The following is a 13376-nucleotide window of genomic DNA, read 5'->3' as shown; positions in this document are numbered from 1 at the left end:
TGCCGGAGGCCGGGCGAACTATTTTTTCAGTACGGGAACCATTTGCGTGAACCAAGAGTAGCGGGCGATGATGTCGTTGTCCCTGGCCTGCTGTTCGGCGGAGACGGGCGGACGGTATTTCATGATGCGGTCCGTCTTTTTTATGCTTCGCTCCAGTTTCCCGATGAACCGGTTGTAGGCGTACGCCACCTGTTCGTCGTAAGGCAGGATCATGTAGCCCTCCCCGTGCCGGTTGACCAGGTAGCCTTTCCTGTCCTCCAGCAGTCGGCTTTGCAGGCTCTCGACGAGGAACTGGTAGGTGCGGTCGATCCGTTCGAGGGCCGCGATGAATTCGGCCTCGTTGCCGTAATCCTTGAATTTCAGCTCGGATTTGTCCCGGATACGGAATCTGTTTTTGAGCCATTCGTGCGGAATCAGGCTGCCCGGCGCATAGACTGCCAGGATTTCCTCCACGAGTATATTCCAGGGTCCGGAGTCGATTCGGATGGGTTCCATATGATGAGATACCGGTTATTTGCGTGCAGATAGCAGGGGAATCGAACCCCTGTGTATTCCAAACTATCTTTGAAAGCCACTCCTTTCCGGAGCCGTGCCATGCCAGGACAAGCCATGCCCAGCCGCATCCCGCCACGCTCAGCCATTCTGCACCGCACCGTACCTTGCGCTGTCGTGTCTCGCCGGAGCCCACTCCGCCGGGACGGACTGCCGGGGACAGTCCTGCAGATAGCAGGGGAATCGAACCCCTGAGTATTCCGAACTATCTTTTAAAGCCACTCCCTTTCTGGGGAGCCATGCCATGTTCCGCCTCGTCTCGTCTCGCCAAATCATGCCCAGTCCCGCCTTGCGAGGCCATGCCACGCCGAACCGTGCCGTATGTCAGATTTCGGTGGCGCGGAACCGACCGTACTTCGGCCGGTAGTCGCAGATGCCGATATACCGGCCGGCGTATTCCACGAGATCCCGGATCTCCTGTTCGTTCAGCCGGGTCTCCTCATACCATATCTCGATTTCGCAGTGCCACCGGTTGAATATCGGGCGGCAGCGCAGAACCTTGGAGCGCTGGATTTTGATGGTCCTGAAATCTTTGTATTCGTCCATGAGAAACAGCTGGTCGGGGGAGAGGGCCTCGTGTTCGAAATGGAATGCCGGATCGTCCGGAATTCTGACGGCTTCCTTGAATGTCTTGCCCAGTTTTTTCGCCTTGGCCGCTTCGTAAAAGGAGCCTTCGAAACATTCGGCTTTCATGAAATATCCGGACTGCGGAGTGTGGTATAGTCCGGCCAGCCACTCTATACGGGCCATTTCCAGCAGGTCGTCTTCCGTCTTCTTCCGTTTCGAGGAGATGGCCTTGAGCTGTTTCGCATATTCATTGAATGGATTCGCGGTTTTGTCGTCGTGCTGCAACAGGGGGCATACGCCTTCGATTTTGAATTTCAGAGTTTTCATGGCGGTTCATCGGTCGGTATTCCGTATAAATATAGCTATTTTTTCGATACGGTATACGAAGTGGACTTTTTTGTCGTGTTTCTTGCTGATGGATACGGCCGGTGCGGAAGGTTTTGCCGGTTGCCGCCGGACAAGGGGCAGGATATGTCAGAGACTAAAATGTCGAAAATAAAGAAGCCGACTGATACCAGTCGGCTTCTTCGGTCGGGGTGATACGATTCGAACGTACGACCACACGCCCCCCAGACGTGTACTCTAAAGCTATATAATAAACAAGTTATCAGTTTATTGCGATAGCTGAAACAGGTACGGTTGACTTGTCGGTTGATTCGACAGTCAATCATGGTTAGACAATTAGTGAATTGATAACAAGAAGAAAAGACGTGCAAGAAACTTTTTCCAGCTCCCTTCTTTTAAGAATGTTGCGATGCTTTTGTTTCAGCAAAAAGAAAAATCCCCGACCCTTTAGCCGAGGATATAGATTATTTGAGGTCTTTGGCTTTGATGCGTACGACCTTGCCATCACGCATGACCACCAATTCGCCGTCCTCTTTCTTGGTTTTCTCGATCAGACGCTTTCGGGCGAGTAAAATCCCTGCATTGATCTTTTCCTGCATCTGTTTTATTTCAAGCTCGCTCATAGGTTGTAATCGCTTTATAGGATAACGTATCTGTTATTTGGATTGTTGTATCTTTCTCTCCCGAAGCAACGATTTTAATCTCCGCATCTGCCGAACTGTTGTCGTATATCGCCCAGAAATCGCAAATCGGTGTATAAAGTGTCGTCAGATTCTTCATCCCATTTGCATAACGACGGCGAATGACATCTGATGGAATATTATGTCCGCCCTCTCTGACCCGTGTCGCTACACGTTCGATAGCTTGTTCGGGTGTCGGCAACCAAAAATAAAGTAAGGTTACGAAGTAGCCTTTCGCATGTGCCCGCTCGATAAATCTCACATAAGAGCGTGTCGCCAGTGTCGTTTCAAAAGCAAAATCAGCACCCTCTGCAAGCAGATCATCCATTCGTTGCAACATCAGCCGCCCCGCCTCGATTGCCACGCTTTCGGGGTTGAACGGTGATAGACCTTTTGCAATCTCGTCGGCATTGACAAACTCTTTGCAACCGAGCATTTCAGGTAATACGGTATAGGATGCAGTCGTTTTTCCCGCACCGTTGCAACCTGCTATGATGTATAGTTTCGGCATATCGTATGAGCAAAGGTATAATAATTTATATAAATTGTGCCAAATCTTCCGCTTGCCTTTATACTCTATTTTATCTTATTTAAGTAGCTTCCAAAAGTGTTCTGGCAAATAGATATTGCTTACTCCTTTTGCCTGTTCAAATAACGGAGCAATCTCGGTTGGAGTGAATCCTGCTATCCCGCAACCGATTTCCGTCACCAAGAATTTGAGTTGTGGATGTTGCTTTGCAAACTCAATGAACTCGTCTACATAGGGCTTAATAGTCTCTACTCCACCTTGCATGGTCGGTATAGCATAACTTTGTCCTTGCAATCCGACACCCTGCCCCCAAACAGCCCCGAATTTCTGATATGCCAACCGCGCTGCACCACCTCCATGTTGTCCTGCCAGATTACTTCCGAAGACGAAAATTTCATTAGATTGGAGTGTGATGATATGATTGGATGCTATTCTCATAATTAGGTAAAAATATCGAAAAGGACAAACATTGCATAAAATGGGTCTCGGCTTCTATTTCGTCTTTTAATACTCCATTTGCATACAATTAAAGCATTTATAACTTAAATCTACCTCTTCGTCATGAGGTAAATTGAAATAGCCATGCATATAAAAATCTCCTACGAATGCATTGCATTTATCACAAACATTTGCCCAATAATTTTCTCGTACCGTTTGACTATATCGGTTTTTAATATTTACTCCAAACATTTGAGCCTTCCTAATTTCATCATTGGTAAAAACCTTGGGACTATGTATGTAATTGCCGTCATTTGATACAATCATGGCAATTTTCATGGCATTAGAACATTTCCAGCATGGGGCAGTAACAACTATTAATTTGGCACTATTCATTACCTCTCCGCATTTTTTACAAATCGGGTTTGGACACATACTTACAGCGTTTGGATGCAATACTTTCTCTTGTATCCTGTCACATTCTGAAAAATCAGAGACCTCGATTTGTAGACATGCAATCTTATTATCTTTATAGAATTGTAATGTCTCTGACGAAGGTTTATGTGTCACCACAATTTCTATTACTATGACAACTTTACCATCTTTATCAAGTAATGCAATATCGGGCCTACATACTTGCAAGTCTAATTCTTCAATGACTTGAGTTGCTTTTTTTAGTAAGTTCCCCTTATGTAGTTCGTTGCATTTATCACACTTCCATTCAAACCAAATAGCTTTATTGGGCCTGTCTAACTCCGTTCTTATATACTCTGCTACGCGTTGTTTGAATAATTTATGCAGAAATGATTCCGAACAACGATTATCAACAGAACCTTTGTGGGCAAAGTGATTTATTCGATGATATTTTTGACCTTCAGGTATTTTACTAATTCTTAATGATAAATTCGCTCCACATGAAGGACATGTATAAATATCGCCTTTACGGGCGTCATCAATGTGTACAAGGTTGCCAGAGCTATTAATGGCGTATGGAAGCAATAGTTTTGTCATTGAAAAAACTAATGATTATTAATCATCTACATATATGCAATACAAGTTATGAAATTATAATTGAAATAAAAAGGATATAGTATAAAAAGGACAAACATTGTCAAAGTGTTTATATTAAGACCCCTGTCAAAGTCTGTCCTCGTATCTGTTGTTTGAACTGCTCCAAATAATGTTCACAGAATCCAGTTGCAAGATTTCGGCATAAAGTTATCCGGAAAAACTTTTTTAGGATTGTTTCCTGTGGGGGCGATAAGTGAAGTAGAAATGAGTGGAGATACTCCGTATTTATCCGGGTAGAAGACCTCAAACCGAGATTTTCATTTTAAAGCGGAAACGTATGCGGAAACAAAAAGGCCTAAGTGATTAATACTTAGGCCTAATTTGTCGGGGTGATACGATTCGAACGTACGACCACACGCCCCCCAGACGTGTACTCTAACCGGGCTGAGCTACACCCCGAGTCGCAATTATGAATCCTTTGGGATCTAATTGCGGGTGCAAAGATAGGGCTTGTTTTTCTTTTTTGCAAGATATTTCGTATTTTTTCATCGGTTCCGGAGATGATGTATAAAAAATGTTTTCGGGTGTGAACGGAATGTTGTCCGATACTTGTTCGTGAGTATTTTTCCGTTATATTTGTATGATTAATATTATTAATTATGGTGGTTTATTCCATGACCCTAAAGCGTAGTGGTATGGCATTTTTTCTGTTGATCGTCTTGTCGGTTTATGCTGCGTTCGGATGCGGCAAGGATGCGGAAGCCGAATCGATGCCGGCACCTGTTATCGTTTCGCTGGTGCCGGACTACCTTCAGCCCGGTGGAACCCTGATGGTTTACGGGAAAAATTTCGGTTCGGACGCAGGTGCGATCCGGGTGCTTTTCGACGGGCGGGAATATCCGGCGGAGTCGCTTTCCGGTAACCGGGTCGGGGTTACGGTTCCCGACGGAGGGCAGGACGGTCGTCCGGTTTCCGTTCGCCTGAGCAGGGATGGAAATGTTTCGGAGGCCGTCACTTCTGTTTGGCGTACCGATGTGCCGGAGATAACGAGTATAGACGGTGGTCGGGGGTTGTACGGAGAGCTCGTCACGGTCATCGGAAAGAGGTTCGGGGCTGTCGGTGAGCGTGTCGTTTATTTCGACGAGACGGAGGCGGAGATTACGGAAGAGTCGGAGACTGCCTTGACTGTGAAAGTGCCCCGTATCTATAAGGAGAATGTCTCTGTCACGGTCGTTCGCGGCGGAGTGAGGTCGAATGCCGTGAATTTTTCGTATGATCTGGATCGCTGCGATTCGCTGCTGATCGTCACGGCCGACTGGAAGACCGAGCAGCTGAGGGAAGGCGTCGTATGGAAGTCGGCTTTCCTGAAGGCGTTCGACGCTCCCCACTCGATGAATGTGGTGTACGTGACTCCTTCGCAGCAGAACAGACTGGGGATCGGGTGCAGCGTTTCGGGGCTCCGCAGAACGAGTTTGCAGTGCGGTGATGCGGGTGCTTTGCTCGGTGTAAACGGGGGGTATTTCGATGAGAAGAAAAAGCCCTTCGTAAAGATAGGCGGAACGGTCGTTCAGTCCGGATACGACCGTGTTTCGTCGACATTCGGAAATGCCGCGATCGTCATACGGAACAACCGGGTCGAGATACGGAAAGTGGCGGGCTGCAATGCCGAAGCCCGGACTCTGGAAGGGGACGACATTCTGGTGTGCGGACCGTTTCTGTTGAAAGACGGAGTGGTGGAGCAGTTGAGCACTTCCACTACCCATAATACGGCGAGGCATCCCCGGACGGCCGTCGGTGTGACCGGGGACGGAGACGTGATTTTCCTGACGGTCGACGGCCGTTTCCCGGGCAAGGCGGCGGGGATGACCACGCCCCAACTCGCCAAGGCGATGCGGGCCCTGGGAGCCGACGATGCGATGAATCTGGACGGAGGCGGTTCCACGACCCTGTGGATTTCGGGGAAAGGGGTGGTCAACTATCCCTGCGATAACGGGGCGTTCGATCATGGGGGGGAGCGCCCGGTGGGAAGTGTCGTCTATGTGAAATAGGGACCGGAAACGCCGGGACCGGAGGTGCGAGGTTTCGAAAAACGGCAAAGGCGGGGCGATTCGCGTCAAAGTGAGCCGCTCCGCTTGGATTTTGCAGGAGGGATGTATAGTTTTGATTTACAAAAGATCTATATGCTAATCTGTAAATTGATTTTGTCGTTATGAAACGAAGCCTTTTACTGCTGTTGTCCCTGCCTCTGCTGCTTGCCGTTGCGGCCGGATGCGATAAGGACGAAGATTCCGCACCTGAAATCACTTCGCTCGAGCCGGAATATGTCCGGCCTGGAAAATGCCTTTTCATTCACGGTAAGAATTTCGGCCTTCACCGGGAAAACGTGCAGGTATTGTTCGACGGAAGGGAGAACCCCATCATCGCGTTCTCCAACGACCGGATCATGGTTGCAGCGCCGGAAGACGGCCGTGAGGGCCAGACCGTGGCCGTCAACTTGAAGGTCGGCGGGGCCGCGACGAATACCCTCACCCTGACTTATCGTCCGGGCGTGCCCGAGGTGACCGGAATCGAAGGAGGGCGGGGCGTGTACGACGAGACCGTCACCGTCACCGGGAAGAATTTCGGAACGGTGCCTGCCGAGAACGAGGTCTATTTCGACGATGTGAAGGCCGAGGTGTCGGAGGCTTCCGAGACGGCCCTGAAAGTGAAGGTGCCGCGCATTTACAAGGAGAGTGTCGCCGTTACGGTGGTGCGCGACGGTGCCACGTCGAATGCAGGGAATTATGATTATGACCTTGACCGGTGCGATTCGCTGCTGATCGTCACGGCCGACTGGAAAACCGAACAGCTGCGGGAGGGCGTCGTGTGGAAGTCGGCCTTCCTCACCGCATTCGGCCTGCCCCAGTCGATGAATGTGGTGTGTGTGACGCCCTCTTCGGCCAATAAGCTGGGAATCGCAAATCCCGCTTCGGGAACTCGTAAAACGAGCGTGCAATGTGAAGCGGCGGGAGCGTTGGCCGGAATCAATGCAGGGTATTTTTCCGCGGATAAACTGCCTTTCGTAAAGATCGACGGGGTTGTAGTGCAGCAGGGCTACGACGATGTTTCGGCTACGTTCGGGAACGCTGCCATCATCATTCAGGACAATCGTGCGGAGGTTCGGAAAGTGCCCGGACGCAACACCGAGGCCCGGACACTCGAGGGGGACAATATCCTGGTAGGCGGGCCGTTCCTGCTGAAAGACAAGGTGGTCGAGGCGTTGAGCACCTCATCCTCTCACAATACGTCGAAAAATCCCCGGACGGCCGTCGGTGTGACCGAGGGCGGAGACGTGATTTTTCTGACGGTCGACGGCCGTTTCCCGAGCAAGGCGGCGGGGATGACCACGCCCCAACTTGCCAAGGCGATGTGGGCCCTGGGAGCCGACGATGCGATGAATCTGGACGGAGGCGGTTCCACGACCCTGTGGATTTCGGGGAAAGGGGTGGTCAACTATCCCTGCGATAACGGAGCTTTCGACCACGAGGGAGAGCGGTCTGTGGGCAGCATCCTGTATGTCAGGTAGAACAGACGGATTGCCTGTCGACGGGAATAAGGTCTGTCGGGCTTTCTGAAATGAAATCACCCCCGCAGGATTTTGTTCCTGCGGGGGTGATTTCATTGGACCCGGGCGCGTAGGACAGCCTCTTTTTGTGGTGGCTAAAGAGTGCGTCCGGGGTAGACTTTCAGTGCTTCCCGGATACATTCCGCGGCAGCCAGCAGGTCTTCGCACTTGAGCACGTAGGCCACGCGCACCTCGTCGTGTCCGAGGTGGCGGGAGGCGTAGAATCCCGTAGCCGGGGCCAGCATGACGGTCTCGCCCTTGTGGCTGAACTCCTCGAGCATCCATTGGGCGAAACGGTCCGAATCGTCGATCGGCAGCCTTACGGTGGTATAGAAGGCTCCTTTGGGCATGGGGCAGTAGACGCCTTCGATTTCGTTGAGGGCATTCACGATGCAGATGCGCCGTTTGTTGTATTCGGCGTAAACCTCTTCGAAATAGCTTTTAGGGGCGTCCAGGGCGGCTTCGGCTGCCACTTGGGCCAGATAGGGAGGCGAGAGGCGGGCCTGGGCCATTTTCAGTGCCGCCTCGATCACCTCGCGGTTGCGCGAGGCGAGCGTGCCCAGCCGGACACCGCACATGCTGTACCGTTTCGATACGGAGTCGATCATCACCACGTTATCCTCGATTCCTTCGAGATTCATCACGGAGATATGTTTGTGGCCGTCATAGCAGAACTCCCGGTACACTTCGTCCGAGAGCAGGAACAGATCGTACCGTTTGACGATGTCGCGCAGTTGGTTCAGTTCCTCGCGGCTGTACAGGTATCCGGTCGGGTTGTTCGGATTGCAGATCAGGATCGCTTTGGTGCGCGGGGTGATGTGGCGTTCGAACTCCTCCATCGGAGGGAGGGCGAAATCGTTCTCGATGGTCGAGAAGATCGGCTTGATGTTGACGCCCGCCTCCATGGCGAAACCGTTGTAGTTGGCGTAGAAGGGTTCGGGAACGAGCACCTCGTCGCCGGGATTCATGCAGACGGTCATGGCCATGAAGATCGCCTCCGAGCCTCCGACCGTGACGAGCAGGTCCTCGTAAGTGATGTCGATACCGATGCCGGTATAGTAGCCCGCCAGTTTGCGGCGGTAGCTTTCGATGCCGGCCGAGTGGGAGTACTCGAACACCCTGTCGTGGACGGCGCGGACCGCCTCGACCGCGACGGCCGGCGTGGGAATGTCCGGTTGACCGATGTTGAGGTGGTGTACTTTGATGCCCCGGCGCTTGGCCTCTTCGGCATAGGGAACCAGCTTCCGGATAGGGGAAGGCGGCAGGTAAATCCCTTTTTCTGACAGGTTCGGCATGATGTGGCGGATTTGTAAATCGTTTCGGGACAAAACTACGAAAAGATTTTTATTGTACCTTTGCGGTGTGTGAATTTTATTGGGATGTCCGGAAAGAGTTTTATTTTAATCGTCGTGGGGCTGGTCGTGCTCGGTGCGCTGCTAAACCGGGATTACCCGGCGGCGGGGCTGGCTGCCACGCTCGTCGCCCTGGCCTTTTACCTGCTGGGCACGGTCCGGCGCACGGTGGCCTGTCTGCTCCGTTTCCGGAGCATGCCCCGGCGGAGACAGGCGCGGGCCGTCATCTCTGTGGCCGTGCTGTCGCTGCTGCTTTCGGCCTGGTTCAGCGGAGCGGTCTCTTATTTCATGCTGCTCGTGCTGCTGGCTGCCGATTACATGATGTACGACACTCCGGCGGCCGAATGACAGGATGAAAAAACGCTTCCCGTCACTTTTTTCGGTGAAATATTTGCATATTGTCACTTTTTAGTTACCTTTGCACCGCTGAAATTAACACATCGGCGTACGATGGCCCATTCGTCTATCGGTTAGGACGCAAGATTTTCATTCTTGAAAGAGGAGTTCGATTCTCCTATGGGCTACGAAATTTAAAGACGCTTTTTAATAAAAGGAACATGGCAAACCACAAGTCATCTGAGAAAAGAATCCGTCAGACTGAGGCCAAGCGGCTGCAGAACAGGTATTATCACAAGACTGCCCGTAACGCGATGAAGGCGCTGCGCAACACCACCGACAAGAGTGCCGCCGAAGCCCTGCTTCCCAAAGTTACGGCCATGCTGGATAAGCTTGCCAAGAAAAACGTGATTCACAAGAACAAGGCCGGCAACCTCAAGGGAAGCCTGCAGGTTCACGTGAACTCGCTGTAAGCGGATTAAGATATAAACGTTATAAAGCCGCCTTTGCCGGGCGGCTTTTTTGTCGTACGGAAAACCGAAAACCGATGAAGATCGCACACGTCGCCTTGTGGACCACCCGCCTCGAAGAGTTGAGGGATTTTTACGTGCAGTGGCTGGGCGCGACTGCCGGCCCGAAATACGTGAACCCGGACAAGGGATTCGAATCCTATTTCCTCTCGTTCGGGGAGGGGGCTTCGCTGGAGATCATGCGCAGTCGGGATGTGGCCTGCGGGCCCGGAGAGGTGTGCACCGGATTTTGTCATCTGGCGTTCTCGGCGGGAAGCCGGGACGAAGTGGTCGGGCTGACCGGGCGGCTGCGCAGCGCGGGATACGAAGTGGCGGGAGAGCCCCGCGTGACCGGCGACGGCTTTTTCGAGAGCGTGGTGTGCGACCCGGACGGCAACCGGATCGAGCTGGTGGCCGAATAGAAGGGGCTGGTTGCCGGTGTCGGCCGGAAAGGAAAAGAGGGTGCCTGCGGTTTGCGGGGCACCCTCTTCCGGTAGATTCGGATTTGTTGTCAGAGCGTTACGCCCGTTTTGAAGATGGCGATCTCGCGGAAACCGCTCTTTTCGTTGTTGACTTTTTCACCACTGGCCACGCGGATCACGTAGTCCGTGAAATCGGCGCAGGTCTCTCCGATCGTCCGGTTCTCCACGATGACTCCCGCGTTGAAGTCGATCCAGTTGGGCTTGTTGGCTGCCAGGGTGCTGTTGGTGGAAATCTTCATGGTGGGGACGTAGGTGCCGAAAGGGGTGCCCCGTCCCGTGGTGAAGAGTACCATCTGGCAGCCGGCCGAGGCGAGTGCCGTGGCCGCCACCAGATCGTTTCCCGGGGCCGAAAGCAGGTTCAGTCCGCGCGTTTTGATTCGGTCGCCGTACATCAGTACGTCGCGTACGGTCGCCTTGCCGCACTTCTGCGTGCAGCCCAGCGATTTCTCTTCCAGCGTGGATATGCCGCCTGCCTTGTTGCCCGGCGAGGGGTTCTCGTAGATCGGCTGTTCGTTCCGGATGAAATACTCCTTGAAATCGTTGATCAGGTGGACGGTCTTGTCGAACGTGGCTTCGTCCTGGCAACGGTTCATCAGGATCGTTTCGGCGCCGAACATCTCCGGTACTTCGGTCAGCACGGTCGTGCCGCCCTGCGCCGTCAGCCAGTCGGAAAAGACTCCCAGCAGGGGATTGGCCGTAATGCCCGAGAATCCGTCCGAACCGCCGCATTTGAGGCCCACGCGCAGTTCGGAGACGGGCACGTCGGTGCGTTCGTCCTTCCGGACCACCTCGTAGATTTCGCGCAGGAGCCGCATGCCCTCTTCCAGTTCGTCGCCCTTCACTTTCTGGGTCTCCATAAACTTGATGCGGGCAGGATCGACCTTGCCGAGCATCTCCCGGAAAGCCGACAACTGGTTGTTTTCGCAGCCGAGACCCACTACCAGTACGCCGCCCGCATTGGGATGGAGCACCAGGTCCCGCAGAATCTTGCGCGTATTCTCGTGGTCACCTCCGAGCTGGGAGCATCCGTAGTTGTGGGGGAACGCGGCGATGGCGTCCACCCCTTCGCCTTTCGTCTCGGCCCGGAGCATCTCGGCCAACCGGCCCACGGCTCCGTTCACGCAGCCCACGGTGGGGACGATCCAGATTTCGTTGCGCGTACCCACCGAACCGTCGGCACGACGGTAGCCCCGGAACGTACGGTCGCTCTTCGGAATGTCGAGCGTCACCGTTTGCGGCCGGTAAGTGTATTCCAGCACGCCGTCCAGATTGGTTTTGATATTCTTTTCGTTGACCCAGGCTCCCCGGGCGATCGCCTCGCGGGCATGCCCGATCGGGTAGCCGTATTTGACGATGTGTTCGCCCGGTGCGAAATCTTTCAGCGCGAATTTGTGTCCGGCGGGGATATCCGCGGCCAGTACGATCAACTCTTCCCCGATCTGCACGCTGTCGCCCTTGTGCAGGGGTTCGATGGCTACGGCCACGTTGTCGGCCGGATTGATCCGAATGAATGTTGCCATAAACGGGAGGAATTATACGATTTGTTTCACGGCTGCTGCCATGCCCTCGGCCTGGATCAGTTTCAGATCGGCGCAGAGTTGGGCGGTGAGGCCGGGAATCTTGTTGAGGTCCTCGCCCCAGATGAATTCCGCTCCCAGCACTCCTTCGGCCACATGGCAGGGATCGCCCGTGGCCCAGAGCCGTTTCAGCAGGTCGATGATTGCCTGGTCGTCGTTGGGCATGATCTCGTCGTTGCCGCGCTTGCCGCCTTTATAATAAGTGATGATGCCGGCCAGACCCAGTACCAGTCCGCGGGGCAGAGCGCCTTTGCGTTCCAGATAGATTTTCAGTCCGGGCAGGTCGCGGGTCTTGAACTTCGGGAAGGAGTTGAGCATGATGCTCGTCACGAAGTGCTTTACGAACGGGTTGCGGAACCGCTCCAGTACGTCGTGGGCGAACTTTTCCAGTTCCGGTTTGGGCAGGTCGAGCGTTTCCAGCAGTTCGTCGAACATCACCTTGTGGACGAACTTGCCGATTACGGGGTCTTCCACGCACTCTTTCACGGTGTTCAGACCCGAAAGATAGCCCACGGGCGAAAGCACGGTGTGCGGGCCGTTGAGCAGGGTCACTTTCCTCTCGTGGTAGGGTTTCTCGCTGGGGACGAAGAGCACGTTCAGCCCGGCCTTGTCGGCGGGAAACTCTTTGGCGACCGACTCGGGAGCCTCGATCACCCACAGGTGGAAGATCTCGCCCTTGACCACCAGCTTGTCCTCCACGCCGATCTTGGCGAGGATTTCGTCGATGGTGTCTTTCGGATAGCCCGGTACGATCCGGTCGACGAGCGTGCAGTAAACCCCACAGGCCGTTTCGAACCATTGGCGGAAGTCGTCGCCCAGATTCCACAGGTCGATGTACTGTTCGATGCACTTCTTGAGCTCCTTGCCGTTGAGGAAGATCAGCTCGCAGGGGAAGATGATGAGCCCTTTGTCGGCGGCGCCGTTGAAGGTTCTGAACCGGTGGTAGAGCAGCTGGGTCAGCTTGCCGGGGTAGGATTTGGCCGGCTTGTCGTCCGGTTTGCACGTGGGATCGAAGGCGATGCCCGCTTCGGTGGTGTTGGAGATCACGAAACGGATATCGGGATTTTCGGCCAGCTTCAGGTATTCGTCGAACTGGGTGTAGGGGTTCAGTCCGCGGCTGATGACGTCGATCAGCTGGATGCTGTCGACCTCCTGGCCCTTGTCGATTCCCTGCAGGTTGAGGTGATAGAGGCCGTCCTGGGCGTTGAGCATGTCCACCATGCCCCGTTCGATGGGCTGTACGACCACTACGCCGCTGTTGAATCCGGCCTTTTCGTTCATGTTCCACACGATCCAGTCCACGAAGGCGCGGAGGAAGTTCCCTTCCCCGAACTGGATGATCCGTTCGGGATAGCGTTTGTTGGCTGCGTTGTTTCTGTTCAGAGGTTGCATAA

General features: G+C 53.6%; 14 protein-coding genes and 2 tRNA genes. 6 read left to right on the top strand and 10 right to left on the bottom strand.

The features are described from left to right. Positions 1-18 precede the first annotated feature (18 nt). The 7 genes from INF32_RS09530 to INF32_RS09500 form a co-directional block, all read right to left on the bottom strand. A complete protein-coding gene (locus tag INF32_RS09530) occupies positions 19-495 on the bottom strand; it encodes a hypothetical protein (RefSeq protein WP_226388172.1) in 477 nt (158 codons plus the stop codon). A 381-nt stretch (positions 496-876) separates the two neighbouring features. Then, entirely contained in the window at positions 877-1446 is a 570-nt protein-coding gene (locus INF32_RS09525; RefSeq protein ID WP_226388171.1) for a hypothetical protein, read from the bottom strand. Positions 1447-1928: 482 nt separating this feature from the next. After that, positions 1929-2087, bottom strand: coding sequence for a hypothetical protein (locus INF32_RS09520; RefSeq protein WP_226388170.1), 159 nt, complete (start codon positions 2085-2087; stop codon positions 1929-1931). Next, entirely contained in the window at positions 2074-2655 is a 582-nt protein-coding gene (locus INF32_RS09515; RefSeq protein WP_226388169.1) for a zeta toxin family protein, read from the bottom strand. The genes INF32_RS09520 and INF32_RS09515 overlap by 14 nt, the downstream gene beginning before the upstream one ends. 75 nt (positions 2656-2730) lie before the next feature. After that, positions 2731-3111 (bottom strand): A1S_2505 family phage non-structural protein, encoded by a 381-nt coding sequence (locus INF32_RS09510; RefSeq protein ID WP_226388168.1) that lies wholly within the window; start codon positions 3109-3111, stop codon positions 2731-2733. A gap of 66 nt (positions 3112-3177) precedes the next feature. Further along, positions 3178-4122 (bottom strand): competence protein CoiA family protein, encoded by a 945-nt coding sequence (locus INF32_RS09505; protein ID WP_226388167.1) that lies wholly within the window; start codon positions 4120-4122, stop codon positions 3178-3180. Positions 4123-4506: 384 nt separating this feature from the next. Next, a tRNA-Pro gene (locus INF32_RS09500) sits at positions 4507-4581 on the bottom strand. A 236-nt stretch (positions 4582-4817) separates the two neighbouring features. Here INF32_RS09500 and INF32_RS09495 point away from each other — a divergent pair. Both INF32_RS09495 and INF32_RS09490 read left to right on the top strand, forming a co-directional pair. Beyond that, on the top strand, positions 4818-6170 hold the full coding sequence (locus INF32_RS09495) for a phosphodiester glycosidase family protein (RefSeq protein WP_226388166.1): 1353 nt from the start codon (positions 4818-4820) through the stop codon (positions 6168-6170). Positions 6171-6331: 161 nt separating this feature from the next. Beyond that, entirely contained in the window at positions 6332-7687 is a 1356-nt protein-coding gene (locus tag INF32_RS09490; protein ID WP_226388165.1) for a phosphodiester glycosidase family protein, read from the top strand. Positions 7688-7821: 134 nt separating this feature from the next. Here INF32_RS09490 and INF32_RS09485 read toward each other — a convergent pair whose 3' ends face one another. After that, positions 7822-9021: a pyridoxal phosphate-dependent aminotransferase gene (locus INF32_RS09485; protein ID WP_226388164.1), complete on the bottom strand. Its 1200-nt coding sequence runs from the start codon at positions 9019-9021 to the stop codon at positions 7822-7824. An 84-nt stretch (positions 9022-9105) separates the two neighbouring features. On the opposite strand from INF32_RS09485, the gene INF32_RS09480 reads away from it, so the two are divergent. The 4 genes from INF32_RS09480 (at position 9106) to INF32_RS09465 (ending at position 10345) form a co-directional block, all read left to right on the top strand. Further along, complete coding sequence (locus tag INF32_RS09480) at positions 9106-9426, top strand: hypothetical protein (protein WP_226388163.1); 321 nt, start codon at positions 9106-9108, stop codon at positions 9424-9426. Positions 9427-9530: 104 nt separating this feature from the next. Further along, a tRNA-Glu gene (locus INF32_RS09475) sits at positions 9531-9602 on the top strand. A gap of 33 nt (positions 9603-9635) precedes the next feature. Then, on the top strand, positions 9636-9887 hold the full coding sequence (rpsT, locus tag INF32_RS09470; protein WP_226388162.1) for a 30S ribosomal protein S20: 252 nt from the start codon (positions 9636-9638) through the stop codon (positions 9885-9887). A 74-nt stretch (positions 9888-9961) separates the two neighbouring features. Then, on the top strand, positions 9962-10345 hold the full coding sequence (locus INF32_RS09465) for a VOC family protein (protein ID WP_226388161.1): 384 nt from the start codon (positions 9962-9964) through the stop codon (positions 10343-10345). Positions 10346-10434: 89 nt separating this feature from the next. On the opposite strand, the gene INF32_RS09460 is transcribed toward INF32_RS09465, so the two are convergent. Both INF32_RS09460 and INF32_RS09455 read right to left on the bottom strand, forming a co-directional pair. Continuing rightward, positions 10435-11925 (bottom strand): UxaA family hydrolase, encoded by a 1491-nt coding sequence (locus INF32_RS09460; protein WP_226388160.1) that lies wholly within the window; start codon positions 11923-11925, stop codon positions 10435-10437. Positions 11926-11937: 12 nt separating this feature from the next. Continuing rightward, positions 11938-13374 carry a tagaturonate reductase gene (locus INF32_RS09455; RefSeq protein WP_226388159.1) on the bottom strand — a complete coding sequence of 479 codons (1437 nt, stop codon included), beginning with the start codon at positions 13372-13374 and terminating at the stop codon, positions 11938-11940. Positions 13375-13376: the final 2 nt, after the last annotated feature.

The organism is Gallalistipes aquisgranensis, from assembly GCF_014982715.1.
In the GTDB taxonomy this organism is placed as follows: Bacteria; Bacteroidota; Bacteroidia; order Bacteroidales; family Rikenellaceae; genus Gallalistipes; species Gallalistipes aquisgranensis.
The sequence above is the reverse complement of the archived record's forward strand: the minus strand, read 5'-3'. Positions and strand labels throughout refer to the sequence as shown.

Excerpts from the sequence above, each read along its gene's own strand:
- INF32_RS09525 (WP_226388171.1), bottom strand. The coding sequence starts at position 1,446 with ATGAAAACTCTGAAATTCAAAATCGAAGGCGTATGCCCCCTGTTGCAG.
- INF32_RS09515 (WP_226388169.1), bottom strand. The coding sequence starts at position 2,655 with ATGCCGAAACTATACATCATAGCAGGTTGCAACGGTGCGGGAAAAACG.
- INF32_RS09510 (WP_226388168.1), bottom strand. The coding sequence starts at position 3,111 with ATGAGAATAGCATCCAATCATATCATCACACTCCAATCTAATGAAATT.
- INF32_RS09460 (WP_226388160.1), bottom strand. The coding sequence starts at position 11,925 with ATGGCAACATTCATTCGGATCAATCCGGCCGACAACGTGGCCGTAGCC.
- INF32_RS09530 (WP_226388172.1), bottom strand. The coding sequence starts at position 495 with ATGGAACCCATCCGAATCGACTCCGGACCCTGGAATATACTCGTGGAG.
- INF32_RS09505 (WP_226388167.1), bottom strand. The coding sequence starts at position 4,122 with ATGACAAAACTATTGCTTCCATACGCCATTAATAGCTCTGGCAACCTT.
- INF32_RS09490 (WP_226388165.1), top strand. The coding sequence starts at position 6,332 with ATGAAACGAAGCCTTTTACTGCTGTTGTCCCTGCCTCTGCTGCTTGCC.
- INF32_RS09520 (WP_226388170.1), bottom strand. The coding sequence starts at position 2,087 with ATGAGCGAGCTTGAAATAAAACAGATGCAGGAAAAGATCAATGCAGGG.
- INF32_RS09495 (WP_226388166.1), top strand. The coding sequence starts at position 4,818 with ATGGCATTTTTTCTGTTGATCGTCTTGTCGGTTTATGCTGCGTTCGGA.
- INF32_RS09485 (WP_226388164.1), bottom strand. The coding sequence starts at position 9,021 with ATGCCGAACCTGTCAGAAAAAGGGATTTACCTGCCGCCTTCCCCTATC.
- INF32_RS09465 (WP_226388161.1), top strand. The coding sequence starts at position 9,962 with ATGAAGATCGCACACGTCGCCTTGTGGACCACCCGCCTCGAAGAGTTG.
- INF32_RS09455 (WP_226388159.1), bottom strand. The coding sequence starts at position 13,374 with ATGCAACCTCTGAACAGAAACAACGCAGCCAACAAACGCTATCCCGAA.
- INF32_RS09480 (WP_226388163.1), top strand. The coding sequence starts at position 9,106 with ATGTCCGGAAAGAGTTTTATTTTAATCGTCGTGGGGCTGGTCGTGCTC.
- rpsT (WP_226388162.1), top strand. The coding sequence starts at position 9,636 with ATGGCAAACCACAAGTCATCTGAGAAAAGAATCCGTCAGACTGAGGCC.